This is a genomic window from Chromobacterium sp. S0633, from assembly GCF_024158805.1.
Classification (GTDB): Bacteria; Pseudomonadota; Gammaproteobacteria; order Burkholderiales; family Chromobacteriaceae; genus Chromobacterium.
In genome coordinates this window covers 26,458-50,613 of sequence record NZ_JAMZGH010000015.1, presented here as the reverse complement: position 1 = coordinate 50,613, position 24,156 = coordinate 26,458, and the positions used below count along the sequence as shown (strand labels likewise).

21 protein-coding genes are annotated in these 24,156 nt (G+C 63.8%); 19 read left to right on the top strand and 2 right to left on the bottom strand.

Annotated features, from left to right (window positions below; all coding sequences use genetic code 11):
* The first annotated feature begins 168 nt into the window (after nt 1-168).
* From NK214_RS10835 to NK214_RS10820, 4 genes are all read left to right on the top strand, one after another.
* Nucleotides 169-2,592: a fimbria/pilus outer membrane usher protein gene (locus tag NK214_RS10835; RefSeq protein ID WP_107799676.1), complete on the top strand. Its 2,424-nt coding sequence runs from the start codon at nt 169-171 to the stop codon at nt 2,590-2,592.
* A gap of 16 nt (nt 2,593-2,608) precedes the next feature.
* Nucleotides 2,609-3,343, top strand: a complete 735-nt coding sequence (locus NK214_RS10830; protein WP_107799675.1) for a molecular chaperone — start codon at nt 2,609-2,611, stop codon at nt 3,341-3,343.
* Nucleotides 3,344-3,373: 30 nt separating this feature from the next.
* Complete coding sequence (locus NK214_RS10825) at nt 3,374-4,387, top strand: fimbrial protein (protein WP_082158901.1); 1,014 nt, start codon at nt 3,374-3,376, stop codon at nt 4,385-4,387.
* A 63-nt stretch (nt 4,388-4,450) separates the two neighbouring features.
* The gene (locus NK214_RS10820; protein WP_081550751.1) at nt 4,451-4,978 is read left to right on the top strand and encodes a fimbrial protein; all 528 of its coding nucleotides are present in this window, start codon (nt 4,451-4,453) and stop codon (nt 4,976-4,978) included.
* Between the two features lie 67 nt (nt 4,979-5,045).
* Here the strand turns inward: NK214_RS10820 and NK214_RS10815 are convergent, their stop codons facing one another.
* Nucleotides 5,046-5,915, bottom strand: a complete 870-nt coding sequence (locus tag NK214_RS10815; protein ID WP_107799674.1) for a serine hydrolase — start codon at nt 5,913-5,915, stop codon at nt 5,046-5,048.
* A 223-nt stretch (nt 5,916-6,138) separates the two neighbouring features.
* Here NK214_RS10815 and uvrB point away from each other — a divergent pair, with 223 nt between their 5' ends.
* Complete coding sequence (gene uvrB, locus NK214_RS10810; RefSeq protein WP_227108576.1) at nt 6,139-8,151, top strand: excinuclease ABC subunit UvrB; 2,013 nt, start codon at nt 6,139-6,141, stop codon at nt 8,149-8,151.
* A 273-nt stretch (nt 8,152-8,424) separates the two neighbouring features.
* Here the strand turns inward: uvrB and NK214_RS10805 are convergent, their stop codons facing one another.
* On the bottom strand, nt 8,425-9,393 hold the full coding sequence (locus tag NK214_RS10805) for a bile acid:sodium symporter family protein (protein ID WP_253314451.1): 969 nt from the start codon (nt 9,391-9,393) through the stop codon (nt 8,425-8,427).
* A 95-nt stretch (nt 9,394-9,488) separates the two neighbouring features.
* Between NK214_RS10805 and NK214_RS10800 the strand changes: the two genes are divergently transcribed.
* The 14 genes from NK214_RS10800 to NK214_RS10735 all read left to right on the top strand — a co-directional run bounded on the left by NK214_RS10800 (nt 9,489) and on the right by NK214_RS10735 (nt 24,140).
* On the top strand, nt 9,489-10,412 hold the full coding sequence (locus tag NK214_RS10800) for a LysR family transcriptional regulator (RefSeq protein WP_253314450.1): 924 nt from the start codon (nt 9,489-9,491) through the stop codon (nt 10,410-10,412).
* Nucleotides 10,413-10,605: 193 nt separating this feature from the next.
* A complete protein-coding gene (locus NK214_RS10795; RefSeq protein WP_253314449.1) occupies nt 10,606-11,823 on the top strand; it encodes an EAL domain-containing protein in 1,218 nt (405 codons plus the stop codon).
* Nucleotides 11,824-11,834: 11 nt separating this feature from the next.
* Complete coding sequence (locus tag NK214_RS10790; protein ID WP_107799669.1) at nt 11,835-12,344, top strand: molybdopterin-dependent oxidoreductase; 510 nt, start codon at nt 11,835-11,837, stop codon at nt 12,342-12,344.
* Nucleotides 12,345-12,349: 5 nt separating this feature from the next.
* Entirely contained in the window at nt 12,350-14,575 is a 2,226-nt protein-coding gene (locus NK214_RS10785; protein WP_227108577.1) for an ATP-binding protein, read from the top strand.
* A gap of 129 nt (nt 14,576-14,704) precedes the next feature.
* Complete coding sequence (locus NK214_RS10780; RefSeq protein ID WP_255701213.1) at nt 14,705-15,202, top strand: low molecular weight protein-tyrosine-phosphatase; 498 nt, start codon at nt 14,705-14,707, stop codon at nt 15,200-15,202.
* A gap of 70 nt (nt 15,203-15,272) precedes the next feature.
* Nucleotides 15,273-15,980: a chemotaxis protein CheB gene (locus NK214_RS10775; RefSeq protein WP_253314448.1), complete on the top strand. Its 708-nt coding sequence runs from the start codon at nt 15,273-15,275 to the stop codon at nt 15,978-15,980.
* Nucleotides 15,981-16,002: 22 nt separating this feature from the next.
* Nucleotides 16,003-17,379, top strand: a complete 1,377-nt coding sequence (locus NK214_RS10770) for a sigma-54 dependent transcriptional regulator (protein ID WP_253314447.1) — start codon at nt 16,003-16,005, stop codon at nt 17,377-17,379.
* A gap of 2 nt (nt 17,380-17,381) precedes the next feature.
* Complete coding sequence (gene fliE / locus NK214_RS10765; RefSeq protein WP_019099998.1) at nt 17,382-17,702, top strand: flagellar hook-basal body complex protein FliE; 321 nt, start codon at nt 17,382-17,384, stop codon at nt 17,700-17,702.
* 101 nt (nt 17,703-17,803) lie between these two features.
* Nucleotides 17,804-19,498: a flagellar basal-body MS-ring/collar protein FliF gene (gene fliF, locus NK214_RS10760; RefSeq protein ID WP_253314446.1), complete on the top strand. Its 1,695-nt coding sequence runs from the start codon at nt 17,804-17,806 to the stop codon at nt 19,496-19,498.
* The gene (gene fliG / locus NK214_RS10755) at nt 19,491-20,489 is read left to right on the top strand and encodes a flagellar motor switch protein FliG (RefSeq protein ID WP_048413990.1); all 999 of its coding nucleotides are present in this window, start codon (nt 19,491-19,493) and stop codon (nt 20,487-20,489) included. Before fliF ends, fliG begins: the two co-directional genes overlap by 8 nt.
* Nucleotides 20,470-21,291 carry a FliH/SctL family protein gene (locus tag NK214_RS10750; RefSeq protein WP_253314445.1) on the top strand — a complete coding sequence of 274 codons (822 nt, stop codon included), beginning with the start codon at nt 20,470-20,472 and terminating at the stop codon, nt 21,289-21,291. The genes fliG and NK214_RS10750 overlap by 20 nt, the downstream gene beginning before the upstream one ends.
* Complete coding sequence (fliI, locus tag NK214_RS10745; RefSeq protein ID WP_227107860.1) at nt 21,272-22,666, top strand: flagellar protein export ATPase FliI; 1,395 nt, start codon at nt 21,272-21,274, stop codon at nt 22,664-22,666. Before NK214_RS10750 ends, fliI begins: the two co-directional genes overlap by 20 nt.
* A 9-nt stretch (nt 22,667-22,675) precedes the next feature.
* Nucleotides 22,676-23,125, top strand: coding sequence for a flagellar export protein FliJ (gene fliJ / locus NK214_RS10740; protein ID WP_107799662.1), 450 nt, complete (start codon nt 22,676-22,678; stop codon nt 23,123-23,125).
* A gap of 73 nt (nt 23,126-23,198) precedes the next feature.
* A complete protein-coding gene (locus NK214_RS10735; RefSeq protein WP_253314444.1) occupies nt 23,199-24,140 on the top strand; it encodes a flagellar hook-length control protein FliK in 942 nt (313 codons plus the stop codon).
* Nucleotides 24,141-24,156: the final 16 nt, after the last annotated feature.

Genomic DNA, 24,156 nt, shown 5'->3' with positions numbered 1-24,156 from the left:
TAGTCATCTGCAAGCATTCCCCCAAGGCATACACCTGCGCCTGACAAGCGGCGCGGCTTCGTCATTGCCTGACGGGACAGATTCAAGGCCGGCGCGCTTCGACGCGACGGCGTGTTTTGGGCCAGGCTGCCGCAGGCGGCGCGCACTTAAATCGGGATATCGGCAGGCATGAACAAGCATCGCATTTACATTGTGGCAGTGGCGCTGACGCTGGGCCCTTGCATTGCGCATGCGGTGGAGTTCAACGACGCCTTTTTGCAGCTGGACCCGAGCAGCAGCGTGAGCCTGGAGCAGTTCGAGCAGGCTGGTTATATCGTGCCGGGCCGCTATATCGCCGATGTGTATCTGAACCAGCGCTTTTTGCAGCAGCTGGAGCTGGATTTCCGCCCGGAAGGCGCGGATCAGACCGTGCGCCCGTGTTTGCCGCCGGATTTGATTCGCCAGCTGGGCCTGCGTTCCGGCATCGTCTGGCCGCAGAACGAGCAGTGCGTCGATTTGTCGGCGGTCAGCGCCGCAAAAGTACGCTACAGCAAGAGCAGCGCGCGCCTGGACATCTCGGTGCCGCAGGCGGAACTGGCGTATCGCGATGAAGACTACGCGCCGCCGGAGACCTGGAACGACGGCGTGCCGGCCGCGATGCTGGATTACCGCGTATTCTATCAGCGCACCGACAACGGTCTTGGCGCCAGCAGCAGCAAGACCACCAGTTACGGCGTGGCCGGCGCCAACGCCGGCCCCTGGAGGCTGCGCTCCAATTACCAGTACGACGACAGCGCGACTAACCGCAGCCGTCTGAGCTGGAACAATACCCAGGTGTATCGCGATCTGCGCGGCATGCAGGCGCGTCTGACCCTGGGCGAAGTCTTCAAGACTTCCGAGATTTTCGACGCCTTCTCCATGCGCGGCGCCACGCTGAACAGCGACGACCGCATGATCCCGCAAAGCCTGCGCGGCTACGCGCCGCAGGTCAACGGCGTGGCCAAGACCAATGCCAAGGTGACCATCCGCAATCAAGGGCGGGTGCTGTACACCACCAATGTGCCGCCGGGCCCGTTTTCCATCCGCGATCTGAACAGCAGCACGCAAGGGCAGCTGGATGTGACCGTGGAGGAGGCGGACGGCAGCCAGCAGACCTTCACCGTCAATACCGCCTCGGTGCCCTTCCTGACGCGCAACGGCATGTGGCGTTACAAGGCGGCCATTGGCCAGGCGGATCAGAACGGCAGCGCGTCGCACCCTAACGTGGCCAGCGCCGAGGCGTCTTACGGCCTGACGCAGACCTTGTCGCTGTACAGCGGCTTCATCGCGTCCGCCGACTACCGTTCGCTGGCGATGGGCTTCGCCAAGGATCTCGGCAACTGGGGCGCTTTGTCCGCCGACGTGACCCAGGCCAACGCCCAATTGCGCGGCGGCCTGAACATGGCCGGCCGTTCTTACCGTTTCAACTACGCCAAGAAGTTTGAAAGCCTGGACGCGGACATCCGTCTGTTCGGCTACCGCTTCTCGGACCGCAACTTCCGTTCCTTCGGCCAATTCCTCAGCGATCTGGACGGCCAGAACTATATCAGCGACAAACAGCGGGTGGGCATGACCGCCAGCAAGACTTTCGGCCAGACCAATGTGTTTCTGTCGGCTGAAAAGTCCACTTATTGGAACGCCACCGCCACCCAGCGCGTGGATCTGTCGCTGAGCCGCGACGTCAATATCGGGTCCTTGCGCAACGTCAGCCTCAATCTGTCGGTGCAGAACCTGCGCGACCAGACCGGCAGCAGCAACCGCGTCTACCTGGGTTTGAGCATGCCGCTGGAGAACAACCGCCGCATTGGCTACGACGTGCAGGGCAGCGCCGGCAACACCAATCACACCGTCCGTTACTCGGACAGCAGCAACCCCAACCACAGCTACAACGTGGCGATGAGCGCGGACACCCGTTCCGGCAAGCCCTTGGTGTCCGGCGACTATCATTACACCGGCCGCGTCATGCAGGCCGACGTCTCGGCCAGCAAGCAGCAGGGCGGTTACAGCAGCCTGTCCGCGGGCTTGGGCAGCTCGCTGGTGCTGCACGCCGGGGGCCTGACCATGGGCAATAGCTACGGCGGCGAAACCCGCATGCTGGTGGACACCGACGGCGTGGCCGGCGTGCCGGTCTACGGCGTGTCGGCGCAGACCGACCGCAACGGCTACGCGATGCTGAGCAGCGTGGCGCCGTATTACAGCCAGGACGTGCGCCTGGACGACGACAATATGCCGGATTCGGTGGAGGCCAGTTCCGCGGTGCGCCGTGTGGTGTTGACCGAAGGCGCGGTGGGGCGCACCGAGTTCCCGGTCAAGGTCGGACGCAAGGCCTTGCTGACGGTGCGGCTGCCGGATGGCAAAATGCCGCCTTTGGGCGCCACCGTCAGCGACGTGGCCGGCAAGCGCGACGTCGGCATGGTGGGCGACGGCGGTCTGACCTTCGTCACCGGCTTGAGCCCGACGCCCAAGCTGGAAATCTCCTGGGGCAAGACGCGTTGCCGCGTGGACCCGCTGCCGGCCGATTACGAGCTGAGCCAGGGCAGTCGCGACATGGTGTGCGCGCCTCTCGCAGAATAAAGAATAAGGAATCGATATGAAAACGTTTCATCGCGCACTGGGGTTGGCGGGCGTGCTGGCCGCGCTGACCGCGCCGCTGGCGGCGCAGGCCAACATCCTGCTGGACCGCACCCGGATGATTTATCTGGAGCAGGACAAGAACGTCAGCATGGTGCTGAGCAACAAGAACCCGGAGCAACCTTATCTGGTTCAATCCTGGCTCAGCGACGGCGAGGGCAAGCGCCTGGCTTCCCCCTTCCTGGTGTTGCCGCCGCTGCAACGCATCGAGGCCGGCGAGAAGGGCGTGGTGCGCTTGAGCCGCATTCCCGACCCCAGCCTGCCGTCCGATCGGGAGTCGCTGTTTTATCTGAACGTGCAGGAAGTCCCGCCCAAGAGCGATAAGGACAATGTGCTGCAACTGGCGATCAAGTCGCGCATCAAGGTGTTCTACCGTCCCAAGGAAGCGCAATTGCCGCGCGGCGAAAACCCGGCCAACAAGCTGCAGCTGAGCTTCGACGCCGCCGCCGGCAAGCTGGTGTTCAAGAACCCCAGCCCCTATCACCTGACCCTGGTGGGCTTGGAACTGCCGGGCGACAAGAAGCCGCGCGATATGGATGGCCTGATGGTGCCGCCCAAGGGCGAGGCCCGTTTTGCGCTGAAGGCGCTGCCGGTCAGTCTGAAGCTGAGCAATATCAATGATTTCGGCGCTCAGGACACCTTTACCTTCGTTTGCGCGGACGGCCAGTGCCAGTACCGCGAAGACAAGAAATAATTCCGCAGGCGCACAGCGCAGGGAGAGCCCATGTTGAATCGTCGTTTGCCGCGTTTGCTATTGATGGCCGCGCTGGCCATGCTGCCGGCCTTGAGCCACGCTTTGGCGTGCAAGGAAGGGGGGCGCAATGGCAGCGTGATGATTACCGAGGACATAGGCTCCACGGTGGCGGTGCCCATCACCCTGCCAAGCGGCGAGATCATCTGGCACTCCTCGGTGCGCACGGTCAATGTCTCTTGCTACAAAGACCATAATGGCTTGCGGGAGGCGGAGGAGGTGTTCTTCTATCCTAACCCGCGCAAGGACAGTTCTCCGCAGGGGGTGCAGTTTGGCGTGATGTATAACGGGCGCCCCAATTTCGACCCCAATCTGCGGATTGCGACGGGTCAGGTCATTCCGAAGTGCCCGTCCAATATCGCATTGAATCAGTGCCCGACAACGGATTTTTCCTTGAGCTTCCAGGTGGTGATCGCCACCAAGACGCCGTATCCCGGCAATGGGAGCGTCGGCAAGTCGCAGTTTGAAGTCTTGCAGTTCGACGGGGTCGGCGGGATCAACGACATCAAGGGCAGCAATCTGGTTTACAAGGTGACCGGGCTGGACAAGATCCGTTTCATCCAGTGCGCGGTGAAGGTCAGCCTGAATCCGGCCAGCAATGCTTTGGACTTCGGCAAAATCGCCAAAACCGTCAAGGGGCTCAACCCGGCGGTGCCGCGCAGGGACTTTGCCCTGAAGCTTGAGAAAACCTGCGACGATCCGGTCAAGGTCAACGGCTATTTCCGCGGCATCAACGGCAAGGCGGATACCTATACCGCCACTTTGGTGAAAAAGAAGGACAACTCGGATAGCGGGCTTGGCTTGCAACTGTTTTACGGCGACGGACGCCAGCTGCGGCTGGAGCAGTCGGAGTTCCTGGCGGAGTTTTTCAAGGGCGACCGTCAGAAAACCGTGCCGATGTTCGCCACCATCGTCCCCACCAATATGGGCAAGGTGGAAGAAGGCCCGTTCCAGGGCACGGTCAATATCGATCTGGATTATATCTGAGCGGCTCGAGCCCTCTGGTAGGGTGGCGAGACGGCGAACTGAATTGGCGTAAGGAGTGGAGCAATGAAATTCAAGGCGATGGTGCTGGCTTTGGCGCTGGCGGCGCCGTTGGCGCAGGCGGCGGACGGCACCTTGAACGTTTTCGGCGAACTGGTGTTGAGCGCCTGCGGTCTGGATCCCAACTCGCAGAGCCTGGAAGTGGGCATGGGTCTGGTGTCCTCGCAGATGTTCCGCAAGATCGGCGACCGTTCCCGCCCGGTGTCCTTCGATATCCGGCTGACCGAGTGCTCCATCGACACCATGACCACGGTGGCGGTGCGTTTCAACGGAGAGGCCGACCGCGACAACGGCGAACTGATGGCGATCAACGGCAGCGCCGCCGGTGTGGGCATCCGCCTGATGGGACCGGGCGGCGGCGACATCGTGCTGGGTCAGTATTCGCCGCTGGTGGGCTTGACCAACGGCAGCAACACCCTGCGTTTCAACGCGATGTACGAATCCACCCGCGCGCCGGTGCCGCAAGGGCAGGAGGGCGGCATCAAGCCGGGTTCGGCCAACGGCCTGGCTCAGTTCGACTTGCGCTATATGTAAGCGTATGCATGAAAACGGCCCTTCCGCCATATGACGGAAGGGCCGTTTTCGTTTGGAGGCGGCGGACTCAGCCGGCCAGCCAGCTGCCGGGATGCGCCTCCAGCCAGGTTTTGATGCTCCTGGCGTCGTTGACGCGGGCGGCGCTGCCGCCTGCGGCCAGCAACACGATGATCAAGGGCTGGGAGCCCACGGTGGCCTGCAACACCATGCAGCGGCCGGCCTCCTGGATGTAGCCGGTTTTTTGCAGGGAAATCTCCCAGTCGCCTTCGCGCACCAGCGCGTTGCTGTTCTTGTATTGCAGCACGCGGCGGCTCACCGATTGAATCTGGTGCTTCTCCGTGGTGGTGAAGGCGCGGATCAGCGGATAGCCGTGCGCGGCGCGGACCATGCGGGCCAGGTCGGCGGCGGTGGAGGTGTTGCGCATGTCCAGGCCGGTGGCATCGTAAAAGATGGTCTCGCTCATGCCCAGGCTGCGGGCCTTGCGGTTCATGCGTTCCACGAAGGTGGCGCTGCCGCCCGGCAAAGCGGTGCGGGCCAGCGTGGCGGCGGCGCGGTTTTCCGACGACATCAGCGCCAGCAGCAGCATTTCCTTGCGGCTGAGGGTGGTGCCCACCGCCAGGCGCGAGGAGGTGTTTTTCACCCGGTCTATCTCGGCGTCGGATACCGTCACCTCCTGATCCAGCGAGGCGCCGGAATCCAGCAGCACCATGGCCGTCATCAATTTGGTGATGGAGGCGATGGGCATGCGTTGGTGGATGTTCTTTTGGTACAAGGGTTCGCCGGTGATGCCGTTGAGCACCAAGACCGAATGCGAATTCAGCCGCGGAACGGATAGGTCGGCCATCTGCGAGGCCACCATCACGCTGGACGGCGCACCTGCCAGCACCGGCATGGCTAACGCCGCGGATACCAGCAGGCTTGCAATTTTCTTGATCATGCTTCACTCCAGGGAGAGCGGATATTAACGAATCTCGGACCGAAAAATAGGCTCGCGGCGTTTGCGCCGCAAGCCGTGTTTTATGCTCGGTCTAACTGTATTTTAAACAATGTTTTGACTGTGTATAGCCTGAATCGCAGCTTTTTTATATGCAGGCGCATCGGGGGTGTGAAGCGGGGGCGAACCGCGTAGAATCAGGCTATCTCCTCCGATGTCTCGACCCATGCTGCGCACCTATCCCAACAGTCCGTTCAAACTGCATCAACCATTCGAACCGGCCGGCGATCAGCCCGGCGCCATCGTCCAATTGCTGGAAGGGCTGGGCGACGGCCTGTCCTACCAGACCTTGCTGGGGGTCACGGGTTCCGGCAAAACCTACACCATGGCCAACGTCATCGCCCAAAGCGGACGCCCGGCCATCATCATGGCGCACAACAAAACGCTGGCGGCGCAGCTCTACAGCGAGATGCGCGAGTTCTTTCCGGAAAACGCCGTCGAGTATTTCGTGTCCTACTACGACTACTATCAGCCGGAAGCCTATGTGCCCAGCCGCGATCTTTTCATCGAGAAAGATTCCAGCATCAACGAGCACATCGAGCAGATGCGCTTGTCGGCGACCAAGTCCATTCTGGAACGGCCGGACTGCATCATCGTCGCCACCGTCTCCGCCATTTACGGCATTGGCGACCCCTCCGACTACCATCAGATGATTCTGCATCTGAAGGAAGGGGAGACGCTGGCGCAGCGCGACATCATCAGCCGGCTGGCCACCATGCAGTACGATCGCAACGATATGGATTTCGGCCGCGGCACCTTCCGCGTGCGCGGCGATGTGATCGACATCTATCCGGCGGAAAGCAGCGACACCGCGCTGCGCGTCAGCATGTTCGACGACGAAGTGGAAACGCTGACCCTGTTCGATCCCCTGACCGGCACGACCAAGCAGCGGGTGGGGCGCTTCACGGTGTTTCCCTCCAGCCACTACGTGACGCCGCGCGACACCGTGCTGCGCGCCTGCGAGCACATCAAGGAAGAACTGCGCGCGCGCCTGGAGTGGTATCAGAAAGAGGGCAAGCTGGTGGAGGCCCAGCGCCTGGAGCAGCGCACCCGTTTTGACCTGGAAATGCTGTACGAGATGGGCTTTTGCAAAGGCATCGAAAACTATTCCCGGCACTTCTCCGGGCGGGGCCCCGGCGATCCGCCGCCGACGCTGATCGATTACCTGCCCAAGAACGCCTTGATGTTCATCGACGAATCCCATGTCACCGTGCCCCAGGTGGGCGCCATGTACAAGGGCGACGCCGCGCGCAAGGCCAATCTGGTGGAGTACGGCTTCCGCCTGCCGTCGGCCACCGACAACCGGCCGTTGAAATTCCACGAATTCGAATTGCTGATGCCGCAAACCGTGTTCGTGTCCGCCACCCCGGCCAACTACGAGAAAGAACACGCCGGCCAGGTGGTGGAACAGGTGGTGCGTCCCACCGGCCTGGTGGACCCGGAGATGGAGGTGCGGCCGGTAGCCACCCAGGTGGACGATCTCTTGTCCGAAATCCGTCTGCGCATGGAACGCGGCGAACGGGTGCTGGTGACCACGCTGACCAAGCGCATGGCCGAGCAACTGGCCGACTACTACACCGAGCACGGCATCAAGGTGCGCTATCTGCACAGCGACATCGATACCGTGGAACGGGTGGAAATCCTCCGAGATCTGCGCTTGGGCGTGTTCGACGTGCTGATCGGCATCAATCTGCTGCGCGAAGGCCTGGATATTCCGGAAGTCAGCCTGGTGGCCATCCTGGACGCGGACAAGGAAGGCTTCCTGCGTTCGGACCGTTCTCTGATCCAGACCATAGGCCGCGCCGCGCGCAACCTCAACGGCAGGGCCTTGCTTTACGCGGACCGCATCACCGATTCCATGAAGCGGGCGATGGACGAAACCGAGCGCCGCCGCGCCAAGCAGATGGCTTTCAACGCCGAGCACGGCATCGTGCCCAAGGGCGTGCAGAAGAAGATCAAGGACATCATCGACGGCGTTTACAGCGTGGAGGACGAACGCAAGAAGCTGGTGGACAAGGCCCGCGTGGCGATGTTGGACGAAAAGTCCCTGGCCAAGGAAATCAAGCGTCTGGAGAAGGAAATGATGGAGGCCGCGCGCAATCTGGAGTTCGAAAAGGCAGCCGGCCTGCGCGACCAGCTCAAGCATCTAAAAGAACAGGCCTGGATCAACGAGCTGTAAGAGCCTGTTCAAAATCTAGCTAGTAAGAGCGAGACAAGACGAAAACGAGCGAAAAAGCAGAGTGTACGAGTGCTACATGAGCATTTTGAGCTTGTTTTTAACGCTCTATCGCCGCAGCGCAGCAGATTATGAACAGGTTCTAAGCCGCTCAAAGCCCGCTGCGCTGTGTGAAGCCTTGCGTGGCGAGTCGCGGGGTTTCCTGCCGACAGGCCCTGCCTTGTCCGATCTTGTCCGCGAGACGCCCCGCTCGATTCCGAGCGGGGCGTTGTCTTTTCAGAGCGCGTCCTCCGCGAGCCGGCGGCGGTAGCGCTGCGCCAAGGCCGCGCAGGCCATCAGTTGGATCTGATGGAACAGCATCAGCGGCAGCACGATGGAACCCAGCGCCGGCGCGGCGAACAGCACCTTGGCCATGGGCACGCCGCTGGCCAGGCTTTTCTTGGAGCCGCAGAACACGATGGTGATCTGGTCCGCGCGAGAGAAGCCCAGCTTGCGGCTCAGCAAGAGGGTGATGGCCAGCAGCAGGCCCAGCAAGACCAGATTGACCAGCAGCAGCGCGGCCAGCGCCTGCGGCGGCGTTTGTCGCCACAGACCGCTGATCACCGCGGCGCTGAAGGCGGTATAGACCACCAGCAGAATGGAGCCCTGATCGACATAGCGCAGCAAGCTCTTGTTGCGGTCCACCCAACCGCCTATCCAGCGACGGGCGATCTGGCCGGCGATGAAGGGCAGCAGCAACTGCATCACGATGTCCAGCACCGGCCCCCAGCCCTGGCCGGCGCCGTGGTGCTTGACCACCAGCAGGCTGACCAGGAGCGGCGTGATGAAGATGCCCAGGATGTTGGAAGCGGTGGCGCTGCAAATGGCGGCCGGCACATTGCCTTGCGCCATGGCGGTGAAGGCGATGGACGATTGCACGGTGGAAGGCAGCATGCACAGATAGAGGACGCCGAGATAGAGTTCCGGCGTCAGCAGGGGCTGCAAGACGGGCCGCAAGGCCAGGCCGAGCGCGGGGAAGAGCAGGAAGGTGCAGCTCAGCACCACCAGGTGCAGCCGCCAATGCGCGGCGCCGGCCAGTACCGCTTCGCGCGACAGTTTGGCGCCGTGCAGAAAGAACAACAGCGCAATCGCCAGATTGGTAACGAGGTTGAAGGCGGCGGCGACATCGCCGGAGCAGGGCAGCGCGGTGGCCAGCGCGACGGTGGCGAGCAGGGACAGCGTGAAGGCGTCGAGTAGTTTGGGCATGGGGCGATGCGGCGATGGCAAGGGATGCCGCTATTGAACCGCAGCTCAATTGAGAATACAAATGCATTTATCTGATCAATTGATGAGTAATTGATATGAATGTGACTTTGCGCCAACTGCGAGTGTTCCAGGCTGTGATCGAGCTGGGCGGATTCAGCCGCGCCGGCGACGCGCTGGGTTTGACCCAGCCGGCGGTCAGCCGCGCGGTGCGGGAGCTGGAACAGGCTCTGGATCTGCGCTTGTTCGACCGCACCACGCGCGAGGTGGAGCCTACCGCCGCGGCTCGCCGTTTGCAGGGAAAGCTGACGCGGGTGCTGGAGGCGCTGCAGGACGCGCTGGGCGAAGCCCGGATGGAGGGCGCGCAGGCGCACGGCGTGGTGCGGGTGGCCAGCAGCCCCACCTTGTCGGCCAGCCTGATGCCTTTGTTGATCGCGCGGTGCCGGCAGCGCTACCCGCAGCTGAGGCTGGTGTTGCACGACCAGGTGCAGCGCCTGAACATAGACGCGGTCACGGGCGGACAGGTGGATTTCGGCCTGGTGGTGGAGCCCGACGCGGCCGCGGCGCTGGACAGCGAACCCCTGCTGGAAGACGACTTCTGGCTGGTGTGCCGCAGCGACCACGCCTTGGCCGGCCAGGACGCGGCGCATTGGTCGCAACTGGACGGCCAGCCGCTGGTCTTGCTGGACCACAGCTCGGGCAGCCGCCGGCTGATAGACGACTTGCTAGCCCGGCACGGCCTGGCCTGCGAAGTGGCGCAGCAATTGGGGCACTCGCAGTCGGTGTTCCGCATGGTGGCGGCCGGCCTGGGCCTCAGCGTCGCGCCGGGACTGGCCATGCCGCCGCCCGCCGGCGGCGGCTTGAGCGTATTGCCCTTGCTGCCGGTGGAGAGGCGCCGCATCGTCTTGATCAAACGGCCCAACCGTTCCTTGTCGCCGCTGGCGCGGAAAGTGTGGCAGCTGGCGCTGGAAATGCGCGAGGAACTGGCCGCCGCAGCGCGGCCGGCCGCCTGGGGCGGCTGAGCTCGCCGGGCCGCGCCGGGCGCGGCGGCTGGAAAAGACGAAGGCGGCGGGCTATTTAGATACTACAGGGGCAAAAACGAGATCCGGACCGCCGCGCGGCCAAGCACAGCGCGGCGGGGCGCGGTCGCGGAAGCTCGCAGCCGGCGTCGATAGTGAAAACAGCCAGCACGAGATGGGCTAGATGGGGGAGACGATGCCGCAAATCTTGGTGGTTGACGACGAAGCCGTGTCCCGGCAATTCCTGACCGCGGTATTGCGGCAGCTGGGCATGGGCAAGATTTCCGAGGCGGTAGACGGCCTGGACGCGCTGATGCAGCTGGATGCCGGCGACCGGGCCTTTGATCTGATTTTTTGCGATCTGGACATGCCGCGCATGGACGGCGTCGAGTTCGTGCGTCATTTGGGCGAGAGGGCTTATTGCGGCAAATTGCTGATCACCAGCGGTTTCGACGAAAGAGTGCTGGACAGCGTGGCGGATCTGGCGCGAATGTACGCGCTGCGTTTGTGCGGCGTCTTGCCCAAGCCGGTGGATCCGGAGCAATTGCTGGCGATGCTGGCCGCGCCCGTCGCGCCCGGGGAGGCGGTGTGCCTGCCTTTGGAACGGATCAACAGCGAGGAACTGCGCCTGGGCATAGAGCGCGGCGAGGTGGTGCCGTTTTTTCAGCCGCAGGTGGATGTGGCCAGCGGCCGGGTGTTGAGTGTGGAAGTGCTGGCGCGCTGGCTGCATCCGCAGCTAGGCTTGCTCGGGCCGTTGCAGTTCATCGAACTGGCGGAACAAAGCGGCCTGATCACGCAGATGACCAAGCGTTTGTTCGCGGACGCGTCGCAAGCGCTCAAACGCCTGGACGGGCGGCAGCGTCTGGACATGTCGGTCAATCTTTCCATGCAATCCCTGAAGGACTCCAGTCTGGTAGCTGCTTTGGTTGCGATTGCGAACGAAGCCGATCTTGAGATGTCCCGGGTGACGTTCGAGGTCACGGAAAGCGGCGTGATGGCGGACCCGGCCTCGGCGCTGGAAATCATGACGCGCTTGCGTCTGAAAGGCGCCGGCCTGGCAATTGACGATTTCGGCACCGGCTTCGCCAGCATGGACCGGCTGGCGCGCATCCCGTTCACCGAATTGAAAATCGACAAGGGCTTCGTCATCGACGCCGCGAGCAACGCCACCAACCGCTCCATTTTCCTGGCCAGCGTGGAATTGGGCCGCCGGTTGGGCTTGAAAGTGGTGGCCGAGGGCGTGGCTTCCGAGGCCGAGTGGGGCTTGTGCCAGGCATTCGGCGTATCGGCGGCCCAAGGTTCCCTGATCTCCCCGCCGGTGGACGAGGCCTCCTTCGCCGAGTGGCTGGCGAATTGCGGCGGAGGCGTGCCGCAGTCGGCGCGGGATTGGGTATTCATTGCAGCGCACACCTAAGCGAGAAAACCATGAAACGACTTGGAATCCTGTTGTTGCTGCTCGGCCTGGCCGCCGCGGCGCCCTTAGCCGCGGCGGTCGACGCTTTGGCCAAGCCCGCCGGCAAGGCGGTGCTGGTGATCAGCGGCAACGTCGGCCAAAAAAACCAGGGCGACGTCGCCGCCTTCGACATGGCCATGCTGGCCAAACTGCCTCAGCGCAGTTTCAGCACCCACACGCCGTGGTATCCGGGCTTGACCCGCTTTTCGGGGCCCTTGCTGCGCGACGTGCTGGCCGCCGCCGGCGCCCACGGCAAACTGTTGAAAGCGGTGGCGCTGAACGACTACAAGACCGATATCCCCTTTGACGACGCCAGCCGCTTCGACGTGATCCTGGCGACTCAGATGAACGGCAAACCGATGCCGGTGCGGGAAAAAGGGCCCTTGTTCATCGTCTACCCCTACGATTCGCAAGAAGAGCTGCGTTCGGAGCTGTATTACAACCGTTCCGCCTGGCAACTCAAATCCCTGCAGGTGCATTGAGCGCGATGAAGACGCCGCAGCGAAGCTATTCCGCCTGGCGCAGCCTGATCTTGATCGGGGCGACGCTGGCCTGCGTGTTCGCCGGAGTGGCCTATATCCAGGTGCGGCAGGCGGACATGCTGAACACCGCGGCGCGCTACGAAGGCGACAATATCGTATGGGCCTACTTTCAGCTCGAAACCGAATCGATGCGGCTGCAGACGACGATAGAACATGTGCTGAACCATGAGCAGGACCGGGCCGAACTGCAGGAGCGCTACGACATCTTCGTCAGCCGCGTGGGCGTGGTCGACCACGGCCTGTATTCCAGCCTGCTGGACGGCACCCAGGAATACCAGCAGGCCCGGCCCAAACTGGACGCCTTCATCCGCAAGGCCGACGCCTATTTCGGCCGCCAATCCGGCGCGGAGCTGGAACTGGACGGCCTGCGGCGGCTGGACACCGAACTGGACTTGCTGAGCGGTCCGCTGCACGACCTGTCGCTGGTGGCCAACCAGCGCATGGCGGAACAGGTGGACGCGCGCAATAAAAGCATGCAGCAGCACATCGTGGTCAGCAATTGGCTGATGGCCTTCGAATGGGCGCTGATCCTGGGCTTCGCCACCATCGTGGTGCGGCAGCTGCGGCAACTGGAACGCCGGCGCCACGAACTGGAGGAACTGACCGACGTGCTGGAGCAGGCCCGGGTTCAGGCCGAGGCCGGCAGCATGGCGAAAAGCGTGTTTCTCGCCAATATGAGCCATGAAATCCGCACCCCGCTCAACGGCGTGCTGGGCATGCTCTCCTTGCTGGGGGATTGCAATCCCACGCCGGTGCAGGCCGATTACATCAAGACCGCCGAAGAATCCGCCCGCCACCTGATGGCCCTGTTGAACGACGTGCTGGACGCCAGCAAGCTGGAATCGGGCAAGCTCGATCTGCTGCCCACGGTGTGCAATCTGCGGCAACTGCTGCTGCAATGCGAAAGCCTGATGCGCGGACAAGCGGTGTCCAAAGGGCTGGCCATGCGCATGGCGCTGGATTTGAACGTGCCCGAATGGGTGTTGTGCGATCCCACCCGCTTGCGGCAGATCCTGCTCAATCTGCTTAGCAACGCGATCAAGTTCACCGAGATCGGCGCGGTAACCATACAGGCGGAAGCCGCGGAATCGGGCGCGGAAGCCGGCGCCGTGCTGCGGATCACGGTCCGGGACACCGGCATCGGCATGGACGACGCCACGCTGGCGCGCTTGTTCAAGCGTTTCTCCCAGGGCGACAGCTCCACCGTGCGTCAGTACGGCGGCAGCGGCCTGGGGCTGGAGATTTCCCAGAACCTGGCGCAGCTGATGGGCGGCGACATCACCGTGCACAGCGCGCTGGGCGCCGGCAGCGTCTTCGTGCTGTCGCTGCCTTTGCAGGCGATGAACGCGCCGGAGGGCCGGGCCAAGACGGGCTCGGAAGCGGACCCGGCGGGGCTGGAGCGTCAGCTGCGCGTTCTGGTGGTGGACGACAATCCGATCAATCGCAAATACATGCAGGCGATGCTGCAAAAGCAAGGGCATCTGGTCACCGTGATCCAGGACGGCGCGGAAGCCGTGGAGGCGGCCGCCCGGCAGCCCTTCGACTTGGTCTTGATGGACTTGCACATGCCGGCGATGGACGGCATCGAGGCGACCGGGCATTTGCGCGAGCGCGCGATGACGCCGGGGATGAAGATCGTCGCGCTGACGGCGGACGTCCTCGCGGAAACGCGGGACAAGGCTCTGGCCGGCGGCCTGGACGATTTCCTGGCCAAACCGCTGCATGTGACGGAGTTCCACGCCATGCTGGAGCGTCAGTTCGGCAATGGGCCGGCGCGGGAGCCGAACGCCGAGCCCACCTTGCTGCCGGCCTTGCTGGACGTGGCGATGATCGAAAAAATGACCGAAATGCTGACCCTGGAAAAATACCGGGAGCTGGTGGCGCAATTCTTCGCCGGCAAGGTGGGCCGGGTCGACGAGCTGCTGGCCGCCGCGCTGGCCGGTCAGCGAGATCAGGTGCGACGCCATTCGCACAATCTGAAGGGGGCCGCGCTGACCCTGGGCTTCAGCGCGCTGGGCGGATCCTGCGCCGGGCTGGAGCGCTTGGCGCTGGCGGCGGAGGAGGGCTTGGCCGACGAGGCGGAAAGAGTGGGCCTGCTGTTCGACTCGACGCGCAGCGCCTGCATCGCGGCCGGCTATCTGGCCGGCATGGATTTGCCGGCGCTGCGTTAGCCGCGGGGGCGGAGGGAAAATAGCCGGCGCCTTTCTCGCGGACGCGTAGCCGGCGGCGGAAGTGATAAGATCGGGGCGAGTGGGTGCCTGAATCCCATACTGAATAAAAATAGAGAGCCGAAGCCGTCCATGAGCCAGAACGATTGCTTGTCCATTTTATTTGTTTGCATGGGAAACATCTGCCGGTCGCCAACGGCGGAAGGGGTGATGCGCGCCAAGCTGAAGCGCGCGGGCCTGGAGGCGCGGATTGAAGTGGAGTCGGCGGGCACGCACGGCTACCATGTCGGCGAAGCGCCGGACCGGCGCACCTGTCAGGCGGCGCTGCGTCGCGGCTACGACCTGTCCGATTTGCGGGCAAGACAGGTGGAGGCGCGCGATTTCGAGCGTTTCGACTGGATTTTGGCCGCCGACCGGCAAAATTTGGCTTTGTTAAATACCCAATGTCCGCCATCCTATCGGGGCAAGCTGCATTTGCTGCTGGAGCCGCTGTCCGGCGCCGCCCGCGACGTGCCCGATCCCTATTACGGCGGCGCAGGCGGTTTCGACACCGTGCTGGATCTGGTGGAGGCGGCTTGCGACGCCTGGCTGGCCCGCATCGCGGACGCCGAAACGGAGCCGGCGCCATGAAGCCGTTTGACGCGGCGCCGCCGCGCGCGCGGGCTGTTTTTACAATAACCAGAGAAAGCCAAGGACGCGTATGGGGCAGCTGACGAGGGGAAACGCGGCCAAGAAGCCGCTGGACGTAGTGCCCAGCCACAACGCCGACATTATCTTGCCCAAGCAGGCCGGCAAAGTGCCCTTGGCCAGCCAGGCGGTGATCGTCATCGGCTCTTCCACCGGCGGCACGGAGGCGCTGCGCACCTTGCTGACCGCGCTGCCGGTCTCGATGCCGCCCATCCTGATCACCCAGCATATGCCGGAGATGTTCACCCATTCCTTCGCCACGCGGCTGAATACCTTGTGCAAGCTGACGGTGAAGGAAGCCGAGGACAATGAACGGCTGCAAAACGGCACCGTCTACATTGCGCCCGGCCACTCCCATCTGCTGATCAAGCCGGCGCCCACCATAGGCTACTCCATCGGCCTGCACGCCGGGCCACCGGTCAACCGGCATCGCCCGTCCGTGGACGTGCTGTTCCGCTCCGCCGCCAATCTGGTGGGCAAGAACTGCATCGGCGTGATCCTGACCGGCATGGGGCGGGACGGCGCCAGCGGCATGCTGGAGCTCAAGCAGGCCGGCGCCTGGAACATCGCCCAGGACGAAGCCAGCTGCGTGGTGTTCGGCATGCCCAAGGAGGCCATCGCCATGGGCGGCGCGCACGAAGTGCTGGCCTTGGAAAGCATCGCCACGCGTTTGTCGGTGCTGGCCACGCAAAAGCAACAACAAGCCGGCGGCTCGGCTTAACCCTCTGATAGAACAAGAAGACATGAAGTATCTCCCTATTCTGGTGGTGGAAGACGACGCGGACCTGCGCGAAGCCATCGTCGACACCCTAAGCCTGGCCGGTTATCCCACCTTGGAGGCCGGCGACGGCGCCGCGGCCCTGGCCAAATTGAAAGAAGCCCCGGTGGGGCTGATCGTATCCGACGCTCAGATGGCGCCGATGGACGGCTACGCGCTGTTCGAGGAAGCGAAAAAACGCTATCCCGGCGTGCCCTTCATCCTGATGACCGCCTACGGCGTCATTGAAAGGGCGATTGAACTGCTGCGCGCGGGCGCCGCGCATTACCTGCTCAAGCCTTTCGAGCCGGCCAGCCTGATCGCCGAAGTGGAAAAGCATTTGCTGCGCATGCCCAGCGAGACGAGCGGCGAGGTGGTGGCCGAGTCCGCCGCGATGCGGCAGCTGTTCGCGCTGGCCGGCCGGGTGGCCGGCAGCGACGTCAGCGTGATGATCTCCGGCCCCAGCGGCGTGGGCAAGGAAGTGCTGGCGCGCTACATCCATCGGCACTCCAAGCGATGCGAGGGGCCTTTCGTCGCGGTCAACTGCGCGGCGATCCCGGAAAACCTGCTGGAGTCCACCTTGTTCGGCCATGAGCGCGGCGCGTTCACCGGCGCGGCCCAGGCCTTGCCGGGCAAGTTCGAACAGGCGCAGGGCGGCACCATCCTGCTGGACGAAGTCACCGAGATGCCGTTGTCGCTGCAGGCCAAGCTGCTGCGCGTGCTGCAGGAGCGGGAAGTGGAGCGCGTCGGCGGCACGCGCACCCTGAAGCTGGACATCCGTGTGCTGGCCACGTCCAACCGCGATTTGCAGGCCGCGGTGGACGCGGGGCAATTTCGCGAGGACCTGTATTTCCGTTTGAACGTGTTCCCGATGCGCATCCCCGCGCTGGCCGATCGGCGCGACGATATTCTGCCGCTGGCACGAATCATGCTTAAAAAGTACGCAGAGGCCGCCGGAAGAGGCAATCTGATCCTGTCCGAGGATGCGGAACGTCATTTGACGGCCTATAGTTGGGAGGGTAACATCCGCGAACTGGAGAATGTGGTGCAGCGGGCGGTGATTCTTGCCGCCGGGGCGGAAATTTTTGCCGCCGACCTGCTGCTGGATCACGACTCCGGCGCGGCTCAGGTTACCCGGACAGCGTCTGAAAAAGACTATTCCGTGTCGGATGAAACCGACATGAAAACGCTAGAGAAACGCCATATTCTGGAAACCTTGACCGCAGTGGGCGGCGTCAAGAAGCTGGCCGCGGAAAAACTGGGCATCAGCGAGCGCACCTTGCGCTATAAATTGCAGCGTTACCGTGATGAAGACGCAGCCGACGGATGTCAGGAGGTTCCAGATGGAAATGGCTTGGAGTAACCATGTCAGTGCCAAATATCGATCAACTGTTGGGCGAGCTGCGCACCGCCTCGGCCCTGGCCGCGGGCAAGCCCGCCGCTACGGCCCCGGAAGCGTCCCAGGTGGACTTCTCCGCTGTGCTAAAGTCCACCTTGGAGCAGGTGAATTCGGCGCAGCAGACTTCGCAGGAGATGCAGAAGCAATTTGAATTGGGTGACGAGGGGGTCAACCTGCAGGACGTGATGGTGTCGCTGCAGAAAGCCAGCCTGTCGTTCCAGACCATGGTTCAGGCGCGCAACAAGCTGGTCACCGCCTATCAGGAAATCATGAATACCCAAGTCTAGCGCTGCCGGACCCGACCAGCCGGCGGCGGTGGGCTCGAACCTAAAACCACTGTATGGCTGACCTGGCAGAAGAAAACGCTACGCCCGTTTGGCGAAGCCGCATGAATGAAGCGTCCGATCGCTTCAAAGCGCTTCCCAACAATAAAAAAGTCCTGTTCCTCGCGGCGGTAGCCGCCATTTTCGCTGTTATCGTGGGCGCGGTGGTGTTGAACCGCACGCCCAGCTATAAAGTCCTGTTCTCCAATATCTCCGACCGCGACGGCGGGCAGGTGGCCGCTTCGCTGCAGCAGATGAATGTGCCGTATCAGTTGGGCGAGGGCGGCACCATCTCCGTGCCCTCGGACAAGGTCTACGACGCGCGCCTGAAGCTGGCGGCGCAAGGCCTGCCCAAGGCCGGCGGCGTCGGTTTCGAACTGATGGACAATCAGAAGTTCGGCATCAGCCAGTTCGCCGAGCAAGTCAATTACCAGCGCGCCATCGAGGGCGAGCTGGCGCGCACCATTGAAGCGGTGGGCTCGGTGGAGACCGCCCGCGTCCATATCGCCATTCCCAAGCAAAGCGTCTTCGTGCGCGAACAGCAGCAGCCCACCGCCTCGGTGATGCTGAGCCTGTTCCGCGGCCGCATGCTGGACGCCGGGCAGATCGCCGGCATTTTGCACCTGGTGTCCAGCTCGGTGCCCAATCTGCCGGTCAAGAACGTCACCATCGTCGATCAGGACGGCAATCTGCTGTCCAAACAGAACGGGCCGGACGAGAACTCGGGCCTGGATCAGCGCCAGCTGGGCTATGTGCGCCAGGTGGAAGAGGGCTACGTCAAGCGCATCGAAGATATCCTGGAGCCGATCTTCGGCAAGGGCAATTCTCGCGCCCAGGTCACCGCCAGCGTCGATTTCGCCGAGGTGGAGCAGACCTCGGAAACCTTCAAGCCCAATTCCAGCCCCAATCCGTCCTCCACCCGCAGCCAGCAGATCAGCGAAAAGCTGAACAACGGCGCGGCGTTGCCGTCCGGCGTGCCGGGGGCCTTGTCCAATCAGCCGCCGTCGGCCGCCTCCGCTCCGATCACCTTGCCGCCGGGCGCCGCGCCGGGCACCGCCACGCTGTCCGGCCAGACCATGGGCGCGTCCGGCACGCTGCAACGCGACATCACCACCAATTACGAAGTCGACAAGACCATCCAGCACACCAAGATGCCGCAGGGCGGCGTCAAGCGCCTGTCCGCCGCCGTGGTGGTCAATTACCGGCGCATGCCGGACAAGAACGGCGAAATGAAGCCGACGCCGCTGACCCCGCAGGAGGTTCAGCAGATCAATAATCTGGTCAAGGAGGCGATGGGCTTCAACACCCAGCGCGGCGACACCCTGAACGTGGTCAACGCCGCCTTCGCCGACGCCGAAGTGCCGGCGACGCTGCAGGAAAAAGTCACCGACTACGTGGCCAGCAACGGCTCCAGCCTGATCAAGTACGGCCTGCTGACCATCGCGGTGCTCTACCTGCTGTTCGGCGTGGTGCGGCCCATCATGCGCGATCTGGTCAAGCCGCCGGCGCCGGTCAAGGGCAGCGAAGAAGAGGCCGCGGCGCAGGCCGCCGCCGCGGGCGGCCGCCTGCTGGGCGTGGCCGGAGAAGAAGGCGAGGAGGGCGCGGCCGGTCACGCCGGCGGCGCCGCGGGCGGCGGCGATCCGCGCGAAGCGCAGATGCGGCAATACACCACCAATCTGGAAGCGGTGCGTGAAATGGTGAAATCCGATCCGCGCATGGCGGCCCAGATCATCAAGGAATGGATAAGCGCCGATGAGTGAGAACGGAGTGCGCAAAAGCGCGGTGTTGCTGTTCAGTCTGGGGCAGGCCGAGGCGGTGGAGGTGTTCAAATACCTCGGTCCCAAGGAAGTGCAGAAAATTTCGCTGGCGATGGCGGCGATCAATAATCTGAGCTACGAACAGATCGACGAGGTGGTCAGCGAATTCAAGGGCGAGTGCGCGGCGCGCGCCAGCATCGGCGCGTCCGACGAATACCTGCGCAATGTGCTGATCGAGGCGCTGGGCCCGGACAAGGCGGCCAACCTGCTGGACAAGATCATGCAGGGCAACGACCACAGCGGCATCGAAAGCCTGAAGTGGATGGACCCTTCTTCCGCCGCGGACCTGATCCGCAACGAACACCCGCAGATCATCGCCACCATTCTGGTGCATCTGGAGCCGGATCTGTCCAGCTCCATTCTGTCCTTCTTCCCGGAGCGGATGCGCAACGAAGTGCTGATCCGGACCGCCACGCTGGAGGGCGTGCAGCCGCAGGCGCTGCGCGAACTGAACGACGTGCTGACCCAGCTCTTGTCCGGTTCCGACCGCATCAAGAAGAGCGCGGCCGGCGGCATTGGCCTGACCGCGGAAATCCTCAACTTCATGGGCTCCAACGTCGAGGCCGCCGCGCTCAACTACATCCGCGAGTACGACCCGGAACTGGCTCAGCGTATTCAGGACAAGATGTTCGTGTTCGAGAACATCCTGGAAATCGACGACCGTTCGATCCAGACCATTCTGCGCGAAGTGCAGTCCGATTCTCTGGTCATCGCGCTCAAAGGCACCAGCGCCGAGCTCAAGGACAAAATCTTCCGCAATATGTCGCAGCGGGCCGCGGAAATGCTGCGCGACGACCTGGAGTCCAAGGGTCCGGTCAAGCTGTCCGAAGTGGAGGCCGAGCAGAAGGAAATCCTCAAGGTGGTGCGCAAGCTCGCCGACGACGGCCAGATCGTGCTAGGCAGCAAGGGCGGTGATGAAGGTCTCGTCGAGTAATCCCATCATCCCCGGCGAGGAGCTGGAGGGCTGGAGCAGTTGGAGTCCCAACGCGCTGGACGGCCTGACCCAGAGACTGACGCCGGTGCAACTGATGGAGCTGGCGCAGCAGCGCCGCCGCCAGCAGGCGCAGGCGGAGTCCGCCGCCGAGCCGGCCCCGGCCGAGCCCGAAGCGGAAGCCGGCGGGGCCGAAAACGAGCGCGCGGTCAGCGGTTATCCCACCGCGGCGGAGTTGGAAGCCATCCATCAGGAAGCCTGGCAGTCCGGTCATGAGGCCGGGGAGGAAGCCGGCCGCGCCGCCGGTTATCAAGAAGGTTTGACCGCCGGGCGCGAGCAAGGGCTGGCCGAGGTGCGCGCCGAGCAGGAGGCCCGCTTCGCCGCGGCCTGGCAGCCGCTGCAAGCGCTGGCGGCAGGGCTGGCGCAAGATATTTCCCGTTTTGAAACCGAATTGTCGGCGGACTGGCTGGCGCTGGCGCTGGAGCTCGCCGGCCAGCTGAGCCATGGGCTGGCGCGGCAGAATCCTTTGTTGATTCAGGAGCTGCTGCGCGAGGCGCTGGAGGACTTGCCGGCCACGCTGGCTCAGGCGCGGCTGCGCTTGAACCCGGCGGATCTGGCCGTGGCGCGGGAGTTTCTGGCTCAGGAGACGCCGGAAACCCAGTGGCAATGGATAGAGGATCCGGAAGTGGAGCGCGGCGGCTGCGTGATAGACACCGCGGCGTTGCGGCTGGATCTGACCATGAACACCCGCATCGCCGCCATGCGCAAAGCCTTGGGAATGGACGATGAGCCCGCCGCTGATTGAGCGCCAGCGCGCCTGGCTGCGCGATTGCGCGGACAGCGCGCGCGCCGCCAAGCTGTGGCAGCCCTGCGGCAAGCTGGTCCGCGTCACCGGCATGGTGATGGAAGCGGTGGGCCTCAAGCTGCCGGTGGGCAGCGCCTGCCAGGTGGCCCTGGCGGATAAGCGCCTGGTGGAAGCCGAGGTGGTGGGCTTCTCCGGCGACAAAGTCTTTCTGATGCCGCTGAGCAATGTGCATGGCTTGCTGCCGGGCACGCCGGTGATGCCGCTGACGCCGCAGCACCCGCCGCAATTCGGCAAGACCCGGGCCCAGGCCGCCGGCGACGGCGCGTCTGGCCGCATGGTGCCGGTGGGGCTCAGCCTGTTGGGCCGGGTGCTGGACTCGCTGGGCCGGCCGCTGGACGGCAAGGGCGACATTCATCCCGACGCCTGGTTTCCCTTGCACAGCCAGCCGATGAACCCGCTGGACCGATCGCCGGTGCGCGATGTGCTGGATGTCGGCGTGCGCGCCATCAACGGCCTGTTGACGGTGGGGCGCGGTCAGCGTCTGGGCCTGTTCGCCGGCTCCGGCGTGGGCAAATCGGTGTTGCTGGGCATGATGGCGCGCTTCACCAAGGCCGACGTGGTGGTGGTGGGCCTGATCGGCGAACGCGGCCGCGAGGTCAAGGATTTCATCGAAAACATTCTCGGCGACGAGGGCATTGCCCGCTCGGTGGTGGTGGCCGCGCCGGCGGACATGCCGCCGCTGATGCGGCTGCACGGCGCCGCCTACGCCACCGCGCTGGCCGAGTATTTCCGCGCCCAGGGCCTGGACGTATTGCTGCTGATGGACTCGGTGACCCGTTACGCGATGGCGCAACGCGAGATCGCGCTGGCCATCGGCGAGCCGCCGGTGACCAAGGGCTATCCGCCGTCGGTGTTCGCGCGTCTGCCGCAATTGATCGAGCGCGCCGGCAACGCCGCCGAGGGCGGCGGCTCCATCACCGGCTTCTACACGGTGCTGTCCGAGGGCGACGATCAGCAGGACCCGATCGCGGACTCGGCGCGCGCCATTCTGGACGGCCACTTCGTGCTGTCGCGCGAACTGGCCGAATCCGGCCACTATCCGTCCATCGACATCGAGCAGTCCATCAGCCGGGTGATGGTGGACGTGGTGCCGCAGTCGCAGATGGCTTTGGCCCGGCAATTCAAGCAGCTGTATTCGCGCTATCAGCGCAACCGCGATCTGATCAGCGTCGGCGCCTATGTGCCGGGCTCGGATCCGGTGTTGGACGAGGCGATGCGGCGTCAGCTGCCCATGGTCGGTTTTCTGACCCAGCCTATGCATGAGTCGCAGGATTTTCCGTCCAGCTGCGAACAATTGCAGGGCGTGTTGTCCTGAGGCTGAGCCGTGGCGGAGAGCAAATACCTGTTGTTGATTCGCTTGGCCGAGGACAAGCAGAAGGCCGCCGCCGAACGCATGCGGCTGGCGCAAGGCCGTCTGGCGGACGCCCGTTCGCGTCAGGAGCAGCTGGACGCGTTTCGCGGCGAGTACCGGCAACGGCTGACCAGCCGCGGCGCTCAGGGCATCAGCGCTTTGCAGTATCAGGATTTTCAGCGTTTTCTCGCCCGTCTGGACGAGGCCATGGTGCAACAGCAGGGCGAGGTGGAGCGCTGCACCCAGCGTTTCTTGCTGGAGCGTCAGGCCTGGCAGCATGAATACAAAAAGCTCAAGGCCTATGAAAAACTGCTGCAGCGGGAGCAGGAGCGCGCCGCCGTGCGCGAGGCGCGGCTGCAGCAAAAGGCCAGCGACGAATTCGCCACCCGGCGTTTCTGGGACAGCACCCACGGCGAGGAATAAGGTCTTGCTCAAAGGCCGATGCTTGGCACGCTAGTTGCTTTATTGTCTGCGTCTTACTTGTAGAGAGTCGGCCATGACGACACCTGTGAACGCAGCCGCGGCCAATCCGGTCGGCGGCAAAGCCAATATGCCGGGCGGCAATCTGGCCACTGCCGGCGATACCGGCGCCGGCGACCTGTTCGCCAGCCTGCTGGGTCTGCAGATGAGCGCCCTGGGCAGCTCCTTCCTGCCGGGCGCCAACGCCGATCCGCTGGCGGACGCAGGCCTGGACAAGGATAAGCCGGCCAAGGGCGAGGACGGCCAGGCGCAGGCGACGCCCTTGCCGGGCATGCCGCTGATGGCCGCCGCGCAGCAGCCCGTCCAGCAGCAGGCGATGACCGCGCCTCGGGCCAGCGGCGATTTGCCGACCGGCGCCAAGCCGGTGGATCTCAAGCCGGACGTCGCCGCGACTCTGCCCGCCGCTCTTGGCAAGACCCGCAACCTGCCCCTGCAGGCGCAGCAAAATTTGCCGGAAGACGGCAAGGTCCTGCCGCAGTTTTTGCCGCTCCAGGGGCATGAACAGCTGGCGGTCAAGCAAACGGCGCCCACGCCGGTGTTCACCGTGCAGCAGCCGGTGACCGATCCCAATTGGGCCAAGGCGATGAGCGAGCAGGTGATGGGCATGGTCAGCCTCAAGGCCGACAAGGCGCAGATCCAGCTGAATCCGCCGCAATTGGGGCCGATCGAGGTGACGCTGAAGATGAACGGCAACGACCAGGCCCAGGTATTGTTCGCCGCGGCGGTGCCGGCCACGCGCGAAGCGCTGGAAAACAATATGCACCGTCTGTCTTCCATGTTGGCCGCCGGCGGCATTCAGCTGACCGACGCGCAAGTGTCCAGCGGACAATCCGGACAGCAACAGCAGGCGTTTCAGCGCGGACAATCGCAGCGCGAGAACGAGAGCGCCGAGCCCGAGCCGATGGATGCATTGAGCAGCATCAAGGCCGCTCGAGGCATTCTCAGCATTTTCGCCTGATCATTTGTGATAATCT

Coding starts and splice junctions, on each gene's coding strand:
- NK214_RS10835 (WP_107799676.1), top strand. CDS start 169: ATGAACAAGCATCGCATTTACATTGTGGCAGTGGCGCTGACGCTGGGC.
- NK214_RS10830 (WP_107799675.1), top strand. CDS start 2,609: ATGAAAACGTTTCATCGCGCACTGGGGTTGGCGGGCGTGCTGGCCGCG.
- NK214_RS10825 (WP_082158901.1), top strand. CDS start 3,374: ATGTTGAATCGTCGTTTGCCGCGTTTGCTATTGATGGCCGCGCTGGCC.
- NK214_RS10820 (WP_081550751.1), top strand. CDS start 4,451: ATGAAATTCAAGGCGATGGTGCTGGCTTTGGCGCTGGCGGCGCCGTTG.
- NK214_RS10815 (WP_107799674.1), bottom strand. CDS start 5,915: ATGATCAAGAAAATTGCAAGCCTGCTGGTATCCGCGGCGTTAGCCATG.
- uvrB (WP_227108576.1), top strand. CDS start 6,139: ATGCTGCGCACCTATCCCAACAGTCCGTTCAAACTGCATCAACCATTC.
- NK214_RS10805 (WP_253314451.1), bottom strand. CDS start 9,393: ATGCCCAAACTACTCGACGCCTTCACGCTGTCCCTGCTCGCCACCGTC.
- NK214_RS10800 (WP_253314450.1), top strand. CDS start 9,489: ATGAATGTGACTTTGCGCCAACTGCGAGTGTTCCAGGCTGTGATCGAG.
- NK214_RS10795 (WP_253314449.1), top strand. CDS start 10,606: ATGCCGCAAATCTTGGTGGTTGACGACGAAGCCGTGTCCCGGCAATTC.
- NK214_RS10790 (WP_107799669.1), top strand. CDS start 11,835: ATGAAACGACTTGGAATCCTGTTGTTGCTGCTCGGCCTGGCCGCCGCG.
- NK214_RS10785 (WP_227108577.1), top strand. CDS start 12,350: ATGAAGACGCCGCAGCGAAGCTATTCCGCCTGGCGCAGCCTGATCTTG.
- NK214_RS10780 (WP_255701213.1), top strand. CDS start 14,705: ATGAGCCAGAACGATTGCTTGTCCATTTTATTTGTTTGCATGGGAAAC.
- NK214_RS10775 (WP_253314448.1), top strand. CDS start 15,273: ATGGGGCAGCTGACGAGGGGAAACGCGGCCAAGAAGCCGCTGGACGTA.
- NK214_RS10770 (WP_253314447.1), top strand. CDS start 16,003: ATGAAGTATCTCCCTATTCTGGTGGTGGAAGACGACGCGGACCTGCGC.
- fliE (WP_019099998.1), top strand. CDS start 17,382: ATGTCAGTGCCAAATATCGATCAACTGTTGGGCGAGCTGCGCACCGCC.
- fliF (WP_253314446.1), top strand. CDS start 17,804: ATGAATGAAGCGTCCGATCGCTTCAAAGCGCTTCCCAACAATAAAAAA.
- fliG (WP_048413990.1), top strand. CDS start 19,491: ATGAGTGAGAACGGAGTGCGCAAAAGCGCGGTGTTGCTGTTCAGTCTG.
- NK214_RS10750 (WP_253314445.1), top strand. CDS start 20,470: ATGAAGGTCTCGTCGAGTAATCCCATCATCCCCGGCGAGGAGCTGGAG.
- fliI (WP_227107860.1), top strand. CDS start 21,272: ATGAGCCCGCCGCTGATTGAGCGCCAGCGCGCCTGGCTGCGCGATTGC.
- NK214_RS10735 (WP_253314444.1), top strand. CDS start 23,199: ATGACGACACCTGTGAACGCAGCCGCGGCCAATCCGGTCGGCGGCAAA.